Below are 19,309 nucleotides of genomic sequence, written 5' to 3' on the forward strand. Positions count from 1 at the left end.
ATATGCAACTGATAAATTTGCATAAAACTACTGCATTGCCCGGACATAATGAAAGATTTTACCTGTTTGAATGGTGGAATGCGAGTATATGAGGATTGTCGCTGCTATACCGTTTCTGCTCGTTGTGTTAACGTTCTACCTTTGGAGACTTTTAACTTCTGCCGTATCTCTGCTAATTCCTCGCATATATTTTTTTTCCATTTCCCTTTCTATTTTTGAATAACATATTGCAGTACTCCACCTTGATATAAAAGTCACCGCGTTTGCTGTACGTTTCTTGCTTTGTCTCATGCTAAGAACTACATTTGTTAGTTGATTGTTAAGGTCTCACGGCATTAATTATTATACCTAACTTTTTGCCTACCTCTAGTCTATTGCCTTTATCGGCGGTTTTTGTGCTGACATTGGCGGCTGTATCTTTTTTCCCTTACGAGAGGTTCCCTGTCGGTATTCCGTATAGCGATTAATATGCCATCGCCAACAATATGGGACCAAAAAATTTCCAACTAACATTTAATATATAGTTAAAAACAGAGATTATTTTTTTGTTTTAACTTCTCTCATCTCTTCTTAGATTATTTCTCTTACAGTATTAATTCCCATTAGTCTCTTGCAACCTGGGATAACGCACATAAGTAGACAAAAAATTAGTGCCTTCCCTAATACTCGGATTGGTCAAGCAAAGACTTCTAAGGCTCTAATGATTGGTCCACGCTAATTACCACATGTTTGTTTCCGAACTGACGTAATGTGAAGCAATACGTAAAATAGTTAATCAGTTTTTATTAAACAACAATTCTCGGCACTCGCACAGATATAGCACATATAACTTCATAATTTACCGTATTTTGTATTTTTGCAAGCTCGTCAACTTTTATCTGTTCTTTCCCTTGAGATCCTATCAAAACTACTTCGTCTCCGAGTGCAACGCCTTTTACGTCGGTTACATCTATCATTGTCATATCCATTGTAATTCTTCCCGCAATCGGACAGCGTTTTCCACACACCAAGACGTCGCCTTTATTAGACAACAACCTATTATAGCCGTCAGCATATCCTACGGGAATCGTGGCAATAACAGAAGCTCTGTTTGTAACAAAAGTCCTTCCGTAACTCACGCAAAAACCAGCTTGGACTCTCTTTAAAAACGTTATTTTTGTTTTCCATGAGAGAACGGGTTTAAGTTTTAACAATCTCTCTGCATGTTTAAAAGGCGTAAGTCCGTAAACGCTTAACCCTGGACGCACCATATCGAGATGCGTGCGCTTGTTTTTAAACAATGCCGCCGAGTTTGCGGCGTGCGCAACAAATTCTAGTCCGAGATTTGTGCGTGCAAATTTAATAATCTTCGTAAAAATATTTAGCTGCGATTGCGTAAAAACAGAGTCAATATCTGCGACGGGAAAATGAGTGAACATACCGGTCATGTCTATTTTGGACATTTGCGGAATTTTTTGCAGTATGGGATACGCAGCCTCTGGTATAGCGCCGATTCTTCCCATACCGGTATCTATCTTTAAATGAAAATTAATTTTTTTATTTAATCTTACTGCTAGATCTTCTAAAGCTATGAGTTCTGATATCTTAGAAATTGTGGGAGTCAGAGAATGAGCTACCGCAACCTGAAAATTTTCAAAAGGAAAAATATTTCCTAAAATCAAAATATTAGTTTTTATACCAGCTTCTCTAAGCTGTATTCCTTCTTCAAGCGAAGAAACGCCGAGCCAAGATACTCCGGCTTTTTGCGCTTCTTTTGCAAGTACAATTCCGCCATGCCCGTAGGCATTGGCTTTTATAACGAGCATAATTTTAGTGTCTTTTGCAATATACTCTTTTATTTTTTTTAAATTAAAATGAAAATCGCTTTTGTCAATTTCAATCCAATTCTGTCTGAAAAAAACTGTTTGTTTCGTCTTGTTTTTTACGGTTACTAGTACTACAGGAGGCAATTGCTTTTTCATTGATGATCATCCTGCATCTGTATTTTAGATTCATCGGAAAACTTTGTATATTCGCCTTCAAAAATCAAGTTCACGTCGCCTGTTGGTCCATTTCTCTGTTTACCTATTATAAGTGTGGCTTTTTTTTGTATATCGGGATCTTCTCTGTTGTAATAGCCTTCTCTATAAAGCATTGCAACCACATCGGCATCTTGTTCGATTGCACCGGAATCTCTTAAATCAGAAAGCTGCGGTCTATTATCTTTTCTTCCTCTGTCTTCCGTTCTCCTTGAAAGCTGCGATAAGACGACAACCGGTATATCTAAATCTTTTGCTAAGGCTTTAAGAGATCTGGAAATATCAGAAACTTCCTGTTGACGGGACTCAAATTTTCTACCTGAACCGTCTATAAATTGAATATAGTCTATTACTATCAAAGCAAGCGGATTGTTTTTTGCTTTAAGTTCCGTTGCAAGCTTTTTTGCTCTTATTCTGAGTCCTACGACGTTTATATTAGAATCGTCGTCAACAAAAATAGGAGCTTTGGCAATTTTTTCCGCTGCACCTGTAAGTTTAGGCCAATCTGTGCTGTTATATTGTCCATTTCTTAACCTACCGATATTAACTCTTGCTAAAGAAGCAAGAAATCTAATCATTAACGCTTCCTGTTTCATTTCGAGTGAAAAAATACCGACAGGTTTCTTTTTTACAACAGCCACATGTTCTATGATATTTAAGGCAAGGGCAGTTTTACCCATAGACGGACGCGCTGCTATAATTATGAGCTCCGCCGGATGAAGTCCGGTTGTTTTGGAATCAAAATCGGCAAAACCTGTCGAAAGCCCCGAAATTTCTTTTGGATCGGAATGTAGTTTTTCAAGTTTTTTAAGCATAGGGGTTACTAGCTTAGAAACGCTTGAAAAACCTTTTTTCCATCTCTGATATGAGATATTAAATAAAGCTGTCTGCGATTTATCCAATATTTTATCTGGATAGTCTTGTTCTCCAAAAGCATCATCTGCTATTTCAGAACTTATGTTAATAAGCTGTCTTAAAACTGATTTTTCGCGTATAATTGAAGCATGCCATTCTACACTCGCGGCAGTCTGTACGGAATCAACCAATGTTGTAAGATAATGTGTGCCTCCGATTTTGGAAAACATATCTTTCTTTTTCAAAGCCTCTGAGACCGTGAGTAAGTCGGCCGGCTGGTTTTCAAAATAAATATCACTAATTGCTGAAAAGATTTGTTTATGTATATCTTTATAAAAGTCATTTTCATCTATTATATCCACAACTTTCAAAATGGCTTCTTTTTCTATGAGCATTGCGCCTAATACGGCCATTTCTGCACCTATAGCCTGTGGTGGAATTCTTTTAGTTGGTTTTGCCATTTTTCTTATTAAAAAGTTGTAAATTTTGGCTTGTTTGCCAATATAAAATTATTCTTTCTCGTTTATAACAGAAAGTCTTATTTTTGTGGTGACTTCCGGATGAAGTCTCACATTTATTTCGTATTTCCCAATTTCTTTTATGTTATTTGAAAGAAGAATATCGCGCTTATTTACTTTAAACCCGTTATCTTCAAAAATCTTTATCAAATTTGCAGGCGTTATCGACCCAAAAATTTTGCCGTTCTCTCCGATTTTTACTTTTACGGCAAATTCTAAAGCTTCCATCTTAGAAGCAACTTCTTTTGCCGTATTAATTATTTCTTCTCTGCGTTTTGCCAGCTTTACTTTTTCTCTTTCCCAGATTTTAAGATTTTGGGCGTTGGCCTCCATAACAAGATTCTGAGGAATAAGATAATTTCTCGCAAATCCCGCCATAACATCTTTTATTTCGCCCTGCCGTCCGATATTAGTGATATCAGACTTCAGTATAACTTTCATTTTTTCCTCCGCTACGTATCGTAAATCCAGTTTACTTGCAGACACAAGCCGTCAATTTACCGTAAAAGGTAAAAGCGCAATCATTCTTGCTCTTTTAATTGCCCTATCAAGTTCTCTCTGATGTTTTGCGCACGTGCCAGTTATGCGCCCTGAAAGTATTTTTCCTTTGTCGGTTACAAACGTGCGAAGCAGACTTACGTTTTTATAATCTATCTCAATTTTATCAGCACAGAAACGACAAACTTTTTTCTTTATTGGTCCACCTCTTCTGAACTTTCCGCCGGGACGTTCTCGCCCACCAGCCGAAGGACTTTGAGGTTTTGCCGGTCCCACGTGTTTTCTCGTAAATGCCATATTTTTTCCTCCCGTCGTTTAAAACGGTATTTCATCGTTATCATTATTTATATTATCAGACTGTCCTTGCGATTCATTTATACTGTCAACAGGTTTTGCATCTATCGGCACTGATTCCTGCCTTACTATAAAAAGGAACTGTACTCTTGAAGCCACGACTTCTAAGCGACTTCTTTTAGTTCCATCGTTCCCCTCCCATTTATTACTCTGAAGTCTTCCCTCTACATGCACTGGAACTCCCTTTTTTAAGCGCTCTCCGCATCTCTCCGCTTGATCACCCCAGACAATAATGGGAACAAATGTCGGATCGGCGTCTTTCCATTCGCCTGTATCGGCATCTTTTATTCTCCTACCAATAGCTATATCAAACGAGCAAACTGCTTTTCCCGTACCTGTGCGTCTCAATTCGGGATCTCTTGTAAGTCTGCCCACCATAATAACATTGTTTTGATCAGGTAAGCGGAGACTGTTCTGTTGCTGGTTCATTTTGCTTTACCTCCGTTGCTTGTTGTAACTTTTCCACTTCCGTCGCTTCTACTTGTGATTCTGCTTTCACAGTCGGTTTTGCAATAACTTTCTTCTTTTCAACCTTAACCGTCAAAAATCTTATAATTGAATCGTTAAATTTAAAAAAGCTTTCAACTGCATTGACCGTTTCGCCATCACCGCTGAGTTCTATATAGACATAGCTTCCTTCACGGAGTTTATTGATGGGATAAGCAAATCTTTTTTTTCCAAGCTGCTGTATCGTTTTAACAGTCCCTTTCAAATCTTCAATGATTTTTGCTACTTTTGCGGTGAGTTCTTCAACTTTTTCTGTCGGTAGGTCGGGAGAAACAATAAAAGTGATCTCATAATTCATATTTTACACCTCCTTTTTGGAATTCCCTTAAGGGTTTTATCTTTGTAAAAACTCTGTTTTTTTGGGATTTAGCCTCACGCAATTGTACGCAAAGCAAAGTTTGTTCATTATTATATACAAAATAAACAAGTTTTTTCAATATACGGAATCGTGCTTAGATAAAGCGACGACTGAATAAAAAATCAAAATATCGTTTAAGAATGTTGATCAGCTGCGACAGAAGAATGCTCTCGTTGTGTCAGCAGAAAAGTAAAGAAGCACAACACAAAAAACTAAGCGAAGAGCAACAGCAGCAACACTATATCTGCACTAGAGCGGGAGCTGCTGGTCGTGAAAAAGTTGAGTACGGTGACGATTGTGCTAGTCTCAATGTCACTAATGCTGATGCTGATGAGAAAGTTGGTCGATGTCTTTTGTGATTCGGCGATGTTAGATGATAAATTGGCGCGTATTTCCATATGTAAATATTTAAAGGATTAAAGAATGAAAAATAACATCTCCTTAGTTTTTCTTGCATTAAATAGTTCTTATGAAAGAAATAGAACTTTTTCTGATTGAGATAAGTTGGTTTTTAATAATGAAAAAGTTAGCTTTTCTGATTATAAGTATCTCAGTAATTTGCTTTTAAAACGAGATGAAAAGCTACTCTAAATCTAATAAGAGCTTCTATTTCTTTAGTATCATTTGTGTACGCTTGCTTAATCTCTTCTTTTCCTGTTGCGATAAACGCTCCTCCATTAAATACTCCGATTAGTTTTATTCCATTATTGATATATTGCTGTATGTCTTTTGGTAACATATTGTTTCCGTTTATTGCATAACAACTTGACGGCTCGACGGCTTGTGATATTACAATCCGAGCGGTTAATTCTTTATAGTTTCTTCATTTAACGCATAGCGAAGCGACGACCTCGCCTTGTTTCCTTTTAGACAACATATATATGCTTTACAAATTACATATTTAATTTAAAATTAGAGTAGCTAAGTATTGTTTCTAAAAACGACCCATAAGTTTTGCACGTTCTCTTATATTGTTAAACTCCTAACTTCTAAGAGGCAAAAAATCTAGTATGAGTTCGGAATCAGTATCAAAATAGCCAAGAGATTTCATTCTTTTATAAACCATACGAAAAACAATCCTTTTGTTGCTCATTTCAAAATGATAGAGGTATTTCCGCCTAGCGTCGAAACGAACAGGACATGTCTGAAATTGATTATAAGAGAGGTATACAAAAATCAATTTTTTTATCCTCTTTCACGTTCTGCTTGTTCTGGATCTACTTCATTTTCTGCTGGGTCTGGTTCTGTGTCTATTATCAAAGACGTGTCCTCGTTTTTATCCGTACTTAATTCTTTGACAGGTGGTAACTTTCTTTCAAATTTACCTTTTAAATAATAAAGTACAATAAACTATAACCAAAGTAATCCCAATTATATTAAGCGGCTTTTTATACTACCCCAAAGCTGTAGACTCTGGCAGCTTAGGCTCATCACTAGCAAGATTATTATCAGCACTGATAACAGAATTGCCAGCAGGTTCAGCAGGTAAGTCAGCAGATAAATCTTTATGAACAATTTGTTCTTTTGGCTGACAACCAGACACCAAAAATATACATATAATCTTTTTCATTCTATTACTTAGACATTCCTAATTTTTTCATCAACCAAATTATCGGAGATTTCAGGAATTTCAGGTATTATATCTCCTTTTTACGGATTAGGTTTTTTAGGTTCATAAAGATGTCTAAAACGAGAAAAATCACTAACCTCTTCATTTAAAACAGGTTCCTCTTCAACCCGTTTATATGTATTATCGTCAACTCAATAACCATTTGGACAATCCCAATAACAACTTTTAAAACCAAATATTTCAACGCTATAAATAGCAATATTAACAGTTTTTTTAAAAGTGGGTATAGGAATATCCACATGCAATTCTTCAGGTTCAAAAAATTTAGATTTTGCATGTCCCTACAACTTATAAATACAATAAGACGCAAAAACGAGAATGAAGATATAAAGCAAAATATTAAAAAAAGTAAAAAAAAGGATTACCGATATTACTAACAGGAAAGTATCCATACCGAACAACACAAGAGGAAGAAGGCTTACCATTAGCGGGCGGATTTGGAACAGTTTCTTTCTGTGAAGGCTGTAACGTTGGTTCTAGTGTCGGCTTTGGAACGCCTTCGCTTCTTTTTTTTCAACAATAGTATCCGCAGGATTTCCATTATTGGAAGATTTGCCACAACCAAATATCAGACATATACATATATCTCTTTCATTTTATTTCTTAGATATTCCTAATTTTTTCATCAGCTGACCAATAATAAATTTCAGGCGAGTTATTATTCCTTTTTTAAGCATATAGAGAAATCTGTAAAATTCTGTATCTCCTCTCTTCACTTTCCAAATGGAAAACATTGCTAACAATGTAAGAAACTTCTGTTAAAACAGCTTCATCAGTTCTAAAATCACACCACCAATTATGATAATAATGCTAATAACAACAAGTTCTATAACCAAGCTTACCAAATTCGGAATTATCAATTTAAAGTTTAGTCAAAGTTTTTAAATCAGGACGAGGGTAATAAACATAAAGATTTTCCCTCTCATAGCACAACTTAAAAATGCTATAAGATACGGCGCAATCAAACAACCTATATAAATGCTATAAGATATAATAAAAAGCGTAAGGACATAAATAAAATCATTCAAAGCATAATTTTAGAATTGAGTTATCTGTATTAATCGTATGGAAATATCAAGAAATCCAAGAAGAAGGCACAACATTAGAAGGCAGATTTGGATTAGTTCTTTCGGCGCAGGTGGTAACATTAGTGTTGGCGCTGGTGTAATTGAAGACTTAAACATTGGCAGAAGTGGGGGCGACATAATGATAAAATTTAATACATAAAAACAGGGCAATCCATGCGCTAAAATTGCCATATGGCGCTTTGCCGCTATGTTCTTGCTCTTTATATGTTCGGCAGGTCGGCGGACGGTCGTGTGTCCGCATGCCATTTTTGTGAAGAGGAAAAGTTCGCAATTAGGTTATCCAAAAAAATAACCACAAAAAAATCATGAAAAGAATATTATCATTGTTCTTAATTACAAGCTTAATCGCAGGTTGTGGTAAACTTACTATCAATAACAAGGCTATTAACCTTTTCATTTCTATCCTATCAGAAAGAACAGCATAAGAATTTTTATTAACATTTTTGCATATTAAATACTTATCTCTTGCGGCTGACGCTTATTCGTCTGGCTTCCCGCACTGACACATTTCTTACTTTTGTATTTAAGAATTTGTTCTTCAATTACATCCCAACACATCGTCGTTAATGATACTTATTTCCTATTTGACCGCTCCTGCAGCTTCGCCCAAATCATATAATCAACTCTGACATTAATACGACATTTCTAGTCCATTTTCTCGTTACTAACTCGCCCAAAATATTCGTTAAACAACTGCTGCAAAACTCCGCTAACAGTTAATATCTTCCTGTTCTTTCACGATATCTTTTAAACAATTCATCGTTTGAGCAGTTCCCCAAAGTTGCACCAATTTACTCGCTCGGATTTTTCTTTCTTTTGTTGTTGGTTCTTTTTTTTTATCTTACCATATATCTTCTTAAAAAAATTTTCACTTTGATATTTAGCGTCTTTTGAAATTTCGCCCATAGATTTTGCATATTCAAAAAGTGCGCGTTTCTGCGCGTCACTCATAGATTTAGGAACAGAAATATTTATTTTAACATAAAGGTCTCCCCTGTTTTTTCTGCCAAGTTTAGGAAATCCCTGCTCTCGCACTCTTAAAGTGGTTCCGGGCTGCGTCGATGGCGGAATTTTTACTTTCACATACCCTTCTACGACAGGCACCTTATATTCAATTCCCATTGCTGCTTGCGAAAAAGAAATAGAAATTTCCGTGTGTAAATCGTCACCGTTTCTTTTAAAACCTGCGATTTGTTTCATATGCACTATAACGTATAAGTCGCCCGCTGGGGATCCATTATAACCGGCATTGCCGGAACCTGCGACTTTCAAAGAAACACCTTCGTCGACACCCGCTGGAACTCTAACCTTAATAGACCTTCTCTTTCTTACAGCACCTACACCTTTACATTCGGGGCACGGATTACTTATGATAGCTCCTTCACCTTTACATTGTGGACATTCCTGACTGAGCGAGAAAAAACCCTGTGAAAATTTTACCTGACCTTTACCTTTACACCTCGTACATTGTTTTGGTGCAGAACCATCTCTGCTGCCGGTCCCGTTGCAGACGGAACAGGTTTCTTTTTTAGGTACATCAATGGAAATTTCTGTTCCCTTCATTGCATCAAGATAAGAAACTTCTATATCATAGCGTAAATCTTCACCACGTCTTTGATAGGCTTTACTGCGTCCGGCGGAACCGCCGCTAAAAATATTGCTAAAAATATCGCCGAAAATATCGCCCACACTTTCTCCGCTGTACTGCGTATAGCCACCTTGTCCGTCAAAAGGATTTCCGCCGCCGGGCATTCCGCCGGTTGCATCGTGTCCAAAAGTATCGTATCGTTGTTTTTTCTGGGCGTCGGAAAGTATTTCGTAAGCTTCGTTTATCTCTTTAAACTTTTCTTCGGTTTCTTTATTGCCTTGGTTTTTATCAGGATGGTATTTCAAAGCCAGCTTTCTGTATGCAGATTTGATTTCATCTGCAGAAGCGGTTTTACTGATTCCAAGCACTTCGTAATAATCGCGTTTCATTTTGTTTTTTTCCTCAATTAATTCCTCAACTTATATTTCAAGCAGTTACACAATTTGTAATCAGTCCAATTTATTTTCTCTCTTTTATTGCTATTATACCCCTCGAGATAGAAAAAGAAAAAGAAGAAAGATGTACTATTTTATCCATTTGGTTCCGTATAAATAAATTTCAAATATCTAAAATTATTTAATATTTCATCTTATAACTTTAAAATTCTGTTTCTCTTAAATAAAATGGGAGAGTGTGCGGTTATCTAGTTGACATTCTCAATAATCACATCATAAACTCCTACCAAACTCTTTAGTATTTCTTTACTTCCAAAATGAATTACTCTAAAACCTTCTTTTTCTAAAAACTCAGTTTATCTGCAACTAATTTATCATGCTTCCACCGTCTATTTCAATAATTAACTTTTTTGCAAGACAAATAAAATCCGCAATATAATTATCTATTTAACGCCGTTTGCGAAAGTAACAATCTGTTTGTTCATCTCGTAAAATATTTCAAGTTTAATTTTTCAACTGCAGTTGAATTTTTGCGAGCAAGATATGACAAACGATACAAATTTTTATTAATTTTACTACTTTCCATCATCTTCACTTAGAGTTGAAAGCACAGCAGGAAATATCATTTTTTTGCAGCGCTGGAAAAGCTGAACTTTTTAAAAGTAGCTGACATTTTCTTTTTCTTTATTTTAAAGATTTTTTCCGACCTCACTTTTTCCTCTCTCTAGAAAAAAGGAAAATATGAATTTATATTTATTTGTTTTTATCGTCCACAACTTCAGCGTCAACCACTTTCTCTCCGTTACAGGCAGCTTGCTGTGTATCGCCTTGAGGCTGCCCTTGCTGGTTCCCTTGCGCTACGTCTTGGGAATTCTGTGTTTGTGAAGCTTTATATACTGCTTCGGCAAGTTTGTGCGAAGCTGTTGTCAATGTCTCTTTTGTAGATTTAATTGCCGCAACATCGCTGCCTTTTAAGGCTTCTTTTGCCGCAGTTAGCGCTTGTTCTATCGCAAGTCTCTCATCGGAAGAAATTTTATCGCCGTGATCTTTTAGACTTTTTTCAACTGAATAAACGAGATTATCAGCTTCGTTTTTTATTTCAATTTCTTCTTTATGTTTTGCATCTTCGGAAGCGTATTGTTCCGCTTCTTTTACATATTTATCTATATCATCTTTTGAAAGTTTTGTTGACGACGATATTTTAATAGATTGCTCCTTGCCTGTTCCTTTGTCTTTCGCTGAAACATGCAAAATGCCGTTTGCATCTATATCAAAAGTAACTTCAATCTGAGGGATTCCTCTGGGCGCAGGCGGTATTCCGTCAAGCATAAACCTGCCGAGTGATAAATTGTCTTTTGCCATAGGTCTCTCGCCTTGAAGAACATTAATTTCAACGCTCGGTTGGTTGTCAGCAGCTGTTGAGAATATCTGGGAACGTTTTGCAGGAACAGTGGTATTTCTATCTATCAAAGAAGTTCTCACGCCGCCCATGGTTTCGAGTCCAAGCGTAAGCGGAGTAACGTCTAAAAGAAGAATATCTTTGACGTCGCCTGTCAGCACGGCTGCTTGAACAGCTGCTCCAAAGCATACGCATTCCATAGGATCGATTCCGCGTTCCGACTTTTTGCCGACGTGGTCTTCAACGAATTTCTGAACGATAGGCATTCTAGTAGGTCCGCCGACCAAAATTATTTTTGTAACCGTTTCAGCCGCGAGTTTTGCATCTCTTATTGCCTGATCGATTGACGTCCTACATCTTTCAACGATAGGTCTTACAAGATTTTCAAGCGTCGCTCTTGTAAATTTCATCGCTAAATGTTTAGGTCCTGATGCATCAGCCGTAATAAACGGAAGATTGATATCAGTCTCCAAAACGTTTGAAAGTTCAATTTTTGCCTTCTCCGCGGCTTCTTTTAAACGTTGAACCGCCATTTTATCATTGCGTAAATCTATACCGTTTGTCTTCTTGAAATCTCCTGCAATATAGTCAATTAAAGCATTGTCCATATCGGTTCCGCCAAGCTGCGTATCGCCTGAAGTTGAAAGAACTTCGAACGTACCCTCAGCGCCCATTTCCATAATCGTTACGTCAAGTGTTCCGCCGCCAAGATCAAAGACCAATATTTTCTGCTCTTTGCCGACTTTGTCTATGCCGTAGGCAAGCGATGCCGCCGTAGGTTCATTGACGAGTCTCACAACTTCAAGACCGGCAATTGCACCTGCATCTTTTGTAGCTTGTCTCTGATTGTCATTAAAATAAGCGGGAACAGTGATAACGGCTTTTGTTATCGTCTCACCTAAATAAGCCTCCGCATCCTTTTTAATCTTTTGAAGAATAAAAGCCGAAAGCTGCTGCGGGGTAAATTCTTTGCCACTAACTTTGTATTTATAATCCGTTCCCATTTTTCTTTTGAAAGTGCTTATTGTCCCTTCCGGATTCGTAACCGCCTGTCTTCTTGCAGGCTCGCCGACTAAAAGCTGTCCATCTTTTGTAAAAGCAACATAAGACGGAAATGCCTTGCCTCCTAATGTTGTTCCTTCAGCTGAAGGAACAAGAGTAGTTTTCCCCCCCTCCATAACAGCTGCAGCAGAATTTGATGTTCCTAAGTCTATACCTATAATCTTTGCCATAATAGCCCCCCTACATTAAATTATTTAATCTGTTTATTTTTTTCTACAAAATGAATAAGCACATTTATATAAGAATTGCCGATTTTTTAATCACAGACACCGGTTTTTTTATTTTTTATCGTCCATTTTATCTTTATTATTTTTTGCTACTTTAACTTTTGCCGCTCTCACTAACTTCCCGTTCATCTTATACCCTTTTTGGTAAACCTCTAAAATTTTTCCGTCCTCTTCTTCACTTTCGGCATAGTCTAAAGCTTCGCATATATTCGGATCAAAATTTTCGCATTGTATTTCTTCGACGTCTTCTTCTTCCAGCATTTTTGAAAATTCTTTGCTTATCATTTCAAGACCAAGAACTATACTTTCTACATTGTTTCCTGATTTTGCACTTTTTAAAGCCTGCTGTAAAACGTCGTTAATGCCAATCTGTTTAAGAAGGATTTTTTCTTTTCCCCATTCCAAGTAATCTTTTTTCTCTTTTTCAGAACGCCTTCTGTAATTTTCAAAATCGGCTTTGAGTCTTAAAATCTGATCATAATAATCCTGCACCTGCTTCTCTTTCTCTTCAATTGACTGTTTTAGAATTTCAAGCTCAGAAATTTTTTCATCTCTTGCTTTATTGCAGTCGCAATTGTGCATTTTTTGCTCGTTTATAATTTTCTGTTCTTTATTTTCCAAAATAGACCTCCTCAATCGCTGCCCGTATCAATAATTGCGGACGCATGCAGCAAGTATTTTATTCATCTCATTTCTTTAAAAAACATGTTTAACATTTCAGAGATGCGATTTACGAGCGATATCATTTTTTCATACTCCATGCGTTTCGGTCCGATAATTCCTAAAACACCCACCGCACGGTCACCATTTTTATAAACTGTCGTTATCATACTTAAATCTTTAAGCCCATCAAGTGTATTTTCCGAACCTATTTTTACATTTATTCCTCTACTGTTAAAATCTTTGTTTATTATCTCCATAAACTTTTCTTTATCTTCATTAAATTTTATCAGCAGTTTTACAGGTTCAAAATCATTAAAATCAGGAATAGCAATTACGTTTGACGTGCCGTCTATATAAATATCATCCTGTATGTTGTAAAAAGCATCGCTTATTTTTTCCACAATTTTTAAAATCTCGGTTTCGGTTTCTCTATAATCTCGTATTTCTGAAATGATTTTTTTATTTGCCTGCGCAACCGATATGCCTCTTAACTTTTCGTTTAAAAAAATTTTTAACTTGTTCAGTCGCTCGTATGTAAGAGAAGCTTCTACTTTTTTATGTTTTACCATGCCACTTTGAGTAAGCAATATAACTAAAAGTTCGTCTTTTGAAATCTGTACAAGTTCAATATTTTTTATTTTGTCATACTGCGCTTTAGGAGCCACAACGAAACCCGTATACTGAGAAAGTCCTGACAAAATCCGAGAAGTTTCCGAGAGAATCTTTTCTATTTCATTGTGTTTTTGCTCATATTCTCTCCTTATTCTTTCTTCTTCTTCAATGGCACAAGTCTGAAGTTTGGCAAGATTGTCAACATAAGATCTATAACCTTTGTCGGTGGGAATGCGTCCTGCGGAAGTATACGGATGCGTTAAATATCCATCTTCTTCAAGTTCCGCCATTAAACTTCTGACAGCCGACGGAGAAAGAAGAAAGTTATATTCTTTTATTAAAACGTTTGATCCCACAGGTTTTCCGGTTTTGATGTAACGATGTATAACGGCACTTAATATTTTAGCTTTTCTTTCTTTGAAAACCTCTAACGCTATATGTCGCACTTCACCCTCTTAAAAGTTATTTTAGCAATCAATCAATCTTAGCACTTATGCCATCACAGTGCCAATATTGTAGCACTAACATTAAATTATGTCAAGGAATTATTATAGGCGGGATTTAGAATAATAATTGACAAAATAGACAATATATCGTACCATACTAAAGTATTTTTCAATAATAAATACTATAAAGAAAATAGGGTATTTAAGATGCAAAATGAAATAATAATAGCCGGTTTTGGCGGGCAAGGTGTTCTTCTAGCCGGAACTTTAATCGCACAGGCGGCAGTAGAACAGGGATTACATACGACGTGGTTCCCATCTTACGGAGCTGAAATGCGTGGCGGCACGGCAAATTCTACAGTTGTCGTATCAAGTGATGAAATAGGTTCCCCTCTTGCTTTTAACCCAAACGCCCTTATAGCGTTGAACGAGCCGTCACTAAACAAGTTTATGTCGAGGCTAGCCGGCGACGCTGTAATAATTGCAAATTCCTCAATCATACCACAGAATACGGAATATAAAGTAAAACCTTATTTTATTCCTGCAACTGATATTGCAGATAAAGAAATTAAGAATTTGAAAGCTGCAAACACGGTTGCAGTGGGGACGTTGATAAAAGCTCTTGAAGTACAGCGACTTAATATTCCAGAAAGACAAAACACTGATGAGAAAGGACTCATTTTAGAAAGCGTGCTATCCGCGTGCGAGAAGATATTTTCTTCAAAACCACAGCTTATTGAAGTAAACAAAAAAGCAATTCAAGCAGGATACGATTTTATAAAATAATCTATAAATTTTTCAGTCATACCAAACAAACTTAATTTGGAACTCAATTAAGAAATTGCCGTGTTTTTTTTACAACAACAGTTGCTCAAAGGTATTAAAGTCTTGAGTATTCCAAACTGATTTTGTTCAGCATGACAACGACTTAAGAGGATAAAATGAATATACGACCAGCAAGAGTTATGGACGTAAAGGAAATACATAAAATTGTTGAATATCACGCAAATAATAGAGAGATGTTGCACAGATCTTTAAGTGCGATATATGAAAATATTCAAGAGTTTGTCGTTCTTGAAGATGAGGGTAAAGTAGTTGCCTGTGGTGCATTGCACGTTTCGTGGGAAAATTTGGCGGAAGTAAAAGCTTTAGCAGTGTTAGATAAATATAAAGGACGAGGGTTTGGCAGAAAGATAGTTGAAAAACTTCAAGAAAATGCCAAAAATTTGGGAGTAAGCAGAGTTTTTGCCTTGAGTTTTAAACCTAAATTTTTTATGAAGATGGGTTACGAAATAATTCCTAAGGAAACTCTCCCTCATAAAATATGGAGCGAATGCATTAACTGTCATTTGTTTTCAGAATGCGGAGAAGTTCCATTGTTAATAGCACTCAAATAAATACTTTAAAAACCTAACATCACAAAGAGGGTGCATTTCCTATAAAGTAAAGAAAAACTTACAGGGCATCTTCATTTCAAAGCAGAAAAATACCTTTAAGAGAAATATTTTGGTTAGCTATATTACGGAAATTTCTAACTAAATATCACAAATTATTTTCTGGGTGACAATAGGATTTTGATGTAATCGGCAAAATATGCTTCAAAGACAGTCTTATTGTATTTATGCGGCTTGACTTTGATAAGAAAATATGAATGTTGTCAAAGTGAAGAAGTTTGAAAAAAAGGCTTTCTTTTTAAAGTAAAAAGTAGTAGAATTACTAGGTATAGGAGATAAAAGAACAATAAATTGTTTAATTTATTAGTTACTTAAAGAAAACAGTCGCTAATATCAAAGAATTAGTGATACCAACGGTTTTATTTTACCTTGTAATGACGTTTATCTCTGCTACGCTTGCTATTGCCGAATATCTGAAAAATACGTGCATGCTGAATTTATTGGCAGATGCATGCAAAAATATTTTTACAGTTCAAAAGTTAAACATAATGTTTTTTAAAGATAGATATTTGGTTTGTTTTATTATAAATCTTTCTTTATGCCCCGGCGGTTTTAGTAATTCAAACACACATTTATACATTACAGCTTGTGTCATATTGTACTTTTTAACAAAATCAACAGCAATATCAATGGAAGCAAAAACAATTAAAACAAATTTTTACGTTAAGAGAATTTGATGCGCCTTTTTTTCAAGCAAGATGTCGAGATATTTAAAGTATTATATTTGCAGATTTACGATTATTGTCACTTGTAAGTGATAAAATATGTAGTGTAAAAATTTTTAATGATTTCTTAAATATAGAACTTGTATGTTTTTTTACTGTTTTAATTCATCTTTAAGTTTACTTTGTAAGTCCGTTTATAAAAAGATTGTCAATTTGATAAATTTAAAATTTGTTATTTGCAGTTGCAAACAAACCGTACCTTTCAGACAGTCGGAAAATAGATAAGATAAGTTAATGCTTATACGCAAAAAATTCAATTATGAATAGTATGGGCAATTTAGTAAGAACGCTGTGTTAAGACAATTGAATGCTCTAAAAGAGTGCGATTAGCAAAGTGATGGTTAGCCAGAGATGGATTTTTTGTTATAAAATAATAATTTAGTTTATGAAGTTTGAGTTATTGAAAGCCGAGGTGGTGGAACTGGCAGACACGTGAGACTCAAAATCTCAAGTTGCTTAGGCGGCGTGCGGGTTCAACTCCCGCCCTCGGCAAAAGAATAAAATTTATTTATATTTATATGCAGAATTTTTATAAAAGAAGACGCTTATGCTAAAAGCGGTAACAAAGTGAAAATATTTGTCTATAGACGATATCTCGGCAGGTATAAAGAAAGCTTAGTGGTAGGTATAAAACAACAAAACCGCTTACTCCTGTGTGATTAACAAATCTGTAATTAATATTAATATGTGTCGGATTTCTCTAAGATGTAGACAATTGTATCTTTAAACATCCAAGGTTTCTCTTCTCTTGCATTGTTTACGCCTAAATCTATGCGTTTTCCCTTTATAAGGCTTCCCGTATCACCGGCATATCCGTAACCATATCCTGAAATAAACAAGCGTGTCTTTAAAGGTATAATTTTAGGATCAACAGCTACTATACCTCTCTGCATTTTTTGCCCAAGAAAAGTCACTGTTCCGTCTTTCCACGCAAGAGGATCGCCCGGATAGTAGGCTGTAGCAGTCATTTTGATTTTTTTTGCTTTTGATAAATCATAAATCTTCTCTATTGTGCCATTTTTGTTAAACAACACAAGACGGCAACATTCTTTTTCCACAGCTCGTTCATCTATAGTGTTTTTGTCGTGTAAAACGCCATTGTAAAAAATTTTATTGACAGTTCTTATTATGCTTTTTTCTATGCCTGTCTGAAATTCAACTTTCCTTAAATTTGAATTGTATTCGCGTCTTTGCGTCATTATAAACGGTATATTTTCAATGATTTTTTTCTGTTCTTTTGTAACATAAATAATTTTTACCGTCTGCAAAGGTTTGATGAGTTTATTGATATCATGTGAAATTATATCATCATCATTAAGCGCAATATTATTTTTATCCAAAATAGTTTTTAAAGATATGTTTTTATAAGGCGTTACAGTGTGAGTTATTTCACCAGCATTGATATAAGCCTGTGTGAATGTGGTAGCTATTGCTGAAAAAACGCTTGACAACATTAAAATTCCAAACGCAATAAACGATAATTTTAAGACATTTATAAAAAGTCTAGTCTTCATTATCTAAATAAGCTCGCGCTCTGAACTTTACACCGATTTCTTTTGCGATTTCTTCGACTTTTAAGATGTCAAACCCTGGAAATTTTACAGCGGTTATGACAACTTCTGGGATATAGTTTTTTGCTTCTTCAGCAAACTTTACTATTTCATGAAAAGATTCTTCTTTAAACATAGGCTGATTAAGCTCGTTGTGTTCTTTAGGATTTGAGCCATTCAGACTTATTGAAATAATGTCGACAAGTCCTTTTAATTCAGGCAAAATATTTTTACCGTAATAGCGATTCGCAAGGCCAGCAGTGTTAATTCTCACTTTACCGCCATTTTCTTTTATCCATTTTGAAATCTCTTTCACTGTTTTGAGGTTAACCAAAGAGTCACCGTAACCGCAAAAGATTACTTCGTTGTATTTTTTAGGATCTCCTATGGTTTCTATAACCTCTTTACAGGACGGCTCTTTTTCAAGTTTCAAATCGCTGCCTCTGAATTTGTTAGCCCATTTGTGCTTTATGCAGTATGGACATGCCATCATACATCTGTTAGTTATATTTAAATATAGATTATCTTCGAAAATGTAAGAAACAGTATTCATATAAATTCTCCGTTATTTATAAAGTTCTCGCGTGCTATTTAGTCTTTTGCCACAATGTCGTTTGCGGGATATTGTGTGCAAACGTATATATCATTGAAAAATGAACGTCAATATCACTGATAGCACCGGTGGTCTGAGGGTAGCACATACCCGACTTTGAGAAAGTGATACTTGAGGAAGCTTCGACCTCCATTTGGCAAACTTTTCGGATAAGATATCGCTGGGCGAATAACAACATGGACGCGGGACGAGCGGTTATTCCTTATGATCCTCATTTTTCTCTGCTTTCTTTGCGGAAAAGCCGAAACGAAGCGATTCCAGAAGAATAACAATAACGGAACCTATCGTCGCGCTAATCCAAAATAAAGAATGGCTCTCAGAAACAACTATTTCTTGAGGTATGTCTATGGGAGATTTTGCCTGAGGACAACTGCACTTGACAACTAAAAAACACAGTAATCATACGCAGAATCTTCTTAATTATTATCCGTACAGAATTTTCTTCTCTTCACCAAACCACATTCTCGCATTCGGTTTTTAGCGTGTATATTTATCGGAAATTCAACAACCAGCGTCTTTGTCTAATAAAAACAGATTGTGTTTACCATTCTTTTGGCTGTCCGCCATAATACTCAAGCTTCCTTTTGAGTCAAGATCGCTTTTTTTGCAAAACAATGCCCACAGACTTCTTTTTTGCTCCCGGTTGAAAATGATATCAAACCATTGGCGACAATAGAAAACAGCATAAGCCATCTTCATCGTATATGCCGACAGATATGCTATGTCTGCCCTTCTGTTTTTTTAATAAT

The 19,309-nt window shown here is 35.9% G+C and carries 19 protein-coding genes and 1 tRNA gene; 4 read left to right on the forward strand and 16 right to left on the reverse strand.

The window, feature by feature from the left end; all coding sequences use genetic code 11:
- Positions 1-785 precede the first annotated feature (785 nt).
- From alr to rpsF, 6 genes are read right to left on the reverse strand one after another with little or no spacing between them, the layout of a single operon-like run.
- On the reverse strand, positions 786-1,961 hold the full coding sequence (alr, locus tag LE179_RS03350; protein ID WP_374128958.1) for an alanine racemase: 1,176 nt from the start codon (positions 1,959-1,961) through the stop codon (positions 786-788).
- Positions 1,958-3,334, reverse strand: coding sequence for a replicative DNA helicase (gene dnaB, locus LE179_RS03355; RefSeq protein ID WP_374128959.1), 1,377 nt, complete (start codon positions 3,332-3,334; stop codon positions 1,958-1,960). Before dnaB ends, alr begins: the two co-directional genes overlap by 4 nt.
- A 48-nt stretch (positions 3,335-3,382) precedes the next feature.
- Positions 3,383-3,832, reverse strand: a complete 450-nt coding sequence (gene rplI / locus LE179_RS03360; protein WP_374128960.1) for a 50S ribosomal protein L9 — start codon at positions 3,830-3,832, stop codon at positions 3,383-3,385.
- Positions 3,833-3,883: 51 nt separating this feature from the next.
- Positions 3,884-4,186 (reverse strand): 30S ribosomal protein S18, encoded by a 303-nt coding sequence (gene rpsR / locus LE179_RS03365; RefSeq protein ID WP_374128961.1) that lies wholly within the window; start codon positions 4,184-4,186, stop codon positions 3,884-3,886.
- A gap of 18 nt (positions 4,187-4,204) precedes the next feature.
- A complete protein-coding gene (locus tag LE179_RS03370) occupies positions 4,205-4,621 on the reverse strand; it encodes a single-stranded DNA-binding protein (RefSeq protein WP_374128962.1) in 417 nt (138 codons plus the stop codon).
- Positions 4,622-4,637: 16 nt separating this feature from the next.
- Entirely contained in the window at positions 4,638-5,048 is a 411-nt protein-coding gene (gene rpsF / locus LE179_RS03375; protein ID WP_374128963.1) for a 30S ribosomal protein S6, read from the reverse strand.
- Positions 5,049-5,248: 200 nt separating this feature from the next.
- On the opposite strand from rpsF, the gene LE179_RS03380 reads away from it, so the two are divergent.
- Positions 5,249-5,467, forward strand: coding sequence for a hypothetical protein (locus tag LE179_RS03380; protein ID WP_374128964.1), 219 nt, complete (start codon positions 5,249-5,251; stop codon positions 5,465-5,467).
- A gap of 191 nt (positions 5,468-5,658) precedes the next feature.
- Here the strand turns inward: LE179_RS03380 and LE179_RS03385 are convergent, their stop codons facing one another.
- The 7 genes from LE179_RS03385 to hrcA all read right to left on the reverse strand — a co-directional run bounded on the left by LE179_RS03385 (position 5,659) and on the right by hrcA (position 14,218).
- Positions 5,659-5,847, reverse strand: a complete 189-nt coding sequence (locus tag LE179_RS03385) for a hypothetical protein (protein WP_374128965.1) — start codon at positions 5,845-5,847, stop codon at positions 5,659-5,661.
- A 654-nt stretch (positions 5,848-6,501) separates the two neighbouring features.
- Positions 6,502-6,678, reverse strand: coding sequence for a hypothetical protein (locus LE179_RS03390; protein ID WP_374128966.1), 177 nt, complete (start codon positions 6,676-6,678; stop codon positions 6,502-6,504).
- A gap of 1,904 nt (positions 6,679-8,582) precedes the next feature.
- Complete coding sequence (dnaJ, locus tag LE179_RS03395; protein ID WP_374128967.1) at positions 8,583-9,803, reverse strand: molecular chaperone DnaJ; 1,221 nt, start codon at positions 9,801-9,803, stop codon at positions 8,583-8,585.
- Positions 9,804-10,175: 372 nt separating this feature from the next.
- Positions 10,176-10,256: a DUF559 domain-containing protein gene (locus LE179_RS03400; RefSeq protein WP_374129009.1), complete on the reverse strand. Its 81-nt coding sequence runs from the start codon at positions 10,254-10,256 to the stop codon at positions 10,176-10,178.
- Positions 10,257-10,562: 306 nt separating this feature from the next.
- Positions 10,563-12,440: a molecular chaperone DnaK gene (gene dnaK, locus LE179_RS03405; protein ID WP_374128968.1), complete on the reverse strand. Its 1,878-nt coding sequence runs from the start codon at positions 12,438-12,440 to the stop codon at positions 10,563-10,565.
- Positions 12,441-12,548: 108 nt separating this feature from the next.
- Entirely contained in the window at positions 12,549-13,118 is a 570-nt protein-coding gene (locus LE179_RS03410; protein ID WP_374128969.1) for a nucleotide exchange factor GrpE, read from the reverse strand.
- A gap of 62 nt (positions 13,119-13,180) precedes the next feature.
- On the reverse strand, positions 13,181-14,218 hold the full coding sequence (hrcA, locus tag LE179_RS03415) for a heat-inducible transcriptional repressor HrcA (RefSeq protein ID WP_374128970.1): 1,038 nt from the start codon (positions 14,216-14,218) through the stop codon (positions 13,181-13,183).
- Positions 14,219-14,425: 207 nt separating this feature from the next.
- Here hrcA and LE179_RS03420 point away from each other — a divergent pair, with 207 nt between their 5' ends.
- The 3 genes from LE179_RS03420 to LE179_RS03430 all read left to right on the forward strand — a co-directional run bounded on the left by LE179_RS03420 (position 14,426) and on the right by LE179_RS03430 (position 16,889).
- Complete coding sequence (locus LE179_RS03420; RefSeq protein ID WP_374128971.1) at positions 14,426-15,004, forward strand: 2-oxoacid:acceptor oxidoreductase family protein; 579 nt, start codon at positions 14,426-14,428, stop codon at positions 15,002-15,004.
- Positions 15,005-15,159: 155 nt separating this feature from the next.
- Entirely contained in the window at positions 15,160-15,615 is a 456-nt protein-coding gene (locus LE179_RS03425) for an N-acetyltransferase (RefSeq protein WP_374128972.1), read from the forward strand.
- A gap of 1,188 nt (positions 15,616-16,803) precedes the next feature.
- Positions 16,804-16,889, forward strand: a tRNA-Leu gene (locus LE179_RS03430).
- 188 nt (positions 16,890-17,077) lie between these two features.
- Here LE179_RS03430 and LE179_RS03435 read toward each other — a convergent pair.
- The 3 genes from LE179_RS03435 to LE179_RS03445 all read right to left on the reverse strand — a co-directional run bounded on the left by LE179_RS03435 (position 17,078) and on the right by LE179_RS03445 (position 19,259).
- The gene (locus tag LE179_RS03435; protein WP_374128973.1) at positions 17,078-17,911 is read right to left on the reverse strand and encodes a 3D domain-containing protein; all 834 of its coding nucleotides are present in this window, start codon (positions 17,909-17,911) and stop codon (positions 17,078-17,080) included.
- Complete coding sequence (locus tag LE179_RS03440) at positions 17,901-18,500, reverse strand: TatD family nuclease-associated radical SAM protein (protein WP_374128974.1); 600 nt, start codon at positions 18,498-18,500, stop codon at positions 17,901-17,903. Before LE179_RS03440 ends, LE179_RS03435 begins: the two co-directional genes overlap by 11 nt.
- Before the next feature lie 561 nt (positions 18,501-19,061).
- Complete coding sequence (locus LE179_RS03445) at positions 19,062-19,259, reverse strand: hypothetical protein (RefSeq protein ID WP_374128975.1); 198 nt, start codon at positions 19,257-19,259, stop codon at positions 19,062-19,064.
- Positions 19,260-19,309: the final 50 nt, after the last annotated feature.

Origin of the sequence: Candidatus Endomicrobiellum agilis, from assembly GCF_020328115.1 — a bacterium.
GTDB lineage: Bacteria > Elusimicrobiota > Endomicrobiia > Endomicrobiales > Endomicrobiaceae > Endomicrobiellum > Endomicrobiellum agilis.

Bases quoted from the DNA above. Each gene is read 5' to 3' on its own strand.
- LE179_RS03425 (WP_374128972.1), top strand. From the start codon at position 15,160: ATGAATATACGACCAGCAAGAGTTATGGACGTAAAGGAAATACATAAA.
- dnaK (WP_374128968.1), bottom strand. From the start codon at position 12,440: ATGGCAAAGATTATAGGTATAGACTTAGGAACATCAAATTCTGCTGCA.
- LE179_RS03420 (WP_374128971.1), top strand. From the start codon at position 14,426: ATGCAAAATGAAATAATAATAGCCGGTTTTGGCGGGCAAGGTGTTCTT.
- LE179_RS03385 (WP_374128965.1), bottom strand. From the start codon at position 5,847: ATGTTACCAAAAGACATACAGCAATATATCAATAATGGAATAAAACTA.
- dnaJ (WP_374128967.1), bottom strand. From the start codon at position 9,803: ATGAAACGCGATTATTACGAAGTGCTTGGAATCAGTAAAACCGCTTCT.
- rpsR (WP_374128961.1), bottom strand. From the start codon at position 4,186: ATGGCATTTACGAGAAAACACGTGGGACCGGCAAAACCTCAAAGTCCT.
- rplI (WP_374128960.1), bottom strand. From the start codon at position 3,832: ATGAAAGTTATACTGAAGTCTGATATCACTAATATCGGACGGCAGGGC.
- LE179_RS03440 (WP_374128974.1), bottom strand. From the start codon at position 18,500: ATGAATACTGTTTCTTACATTTTCGAAGATAATCTATATTTAAATATA.
- LE179_RS03445 (WP_374128975.1), bottom strand. From the start codon at position 19,259: ATGAAGATGGCTTATGCTGTTTTCTATTGTCGCCAATGGTTTGATATC.
- LE179_RS03390 (WP_374128966.1), bottom strand. From the start codon at position 6,678: ATGAAAAAGATTATATGTATATTTTTGGTGTCTGGTTGTCAGCCAAAA.
- rpsF (WP_374128963.1), bottom strand. From the start codon at position 5,048: ATGAATTATGAGATCACTTTTATTGTTTCTCCCGACCTACCGACAGAA.
- LE179_RS03380 (WP_374128964.1), top strand. From the start codon at position 5,249: ATGTTGATCAGCTGCGACAGAAGAATGCTCTCGTTGTGTCAGCAGAAA.
- alr (WP_374128958.1), bottom strand. From the start codon at position 1,961: ATGAAAAAGCAATTGCCTCCTGTAGTACTAGTAACCGTAAAAAACAAG.
- LE179_RS03435 (WP_374128973.1), bottom strand. From the start codon at position 17,911: ATGAAGACTAGACTTTTTATAAATGTCTTAAAATTATCGTTTATTGCG.
- dnaB (WP_374128959.1), bottom strand. From the start codon at position 3,334: ATGGCAAAACCAACTAAAAGAATTCCACCACAGGCTATAGGTGCAGAA.
- LE179_RS03370 (WP_374128962.1), bottom strand. From the start codon at position 4,621: ATGGTGGGCAGACTTACAAGAGATCCCGAATTGAGACGCACAGGTACG.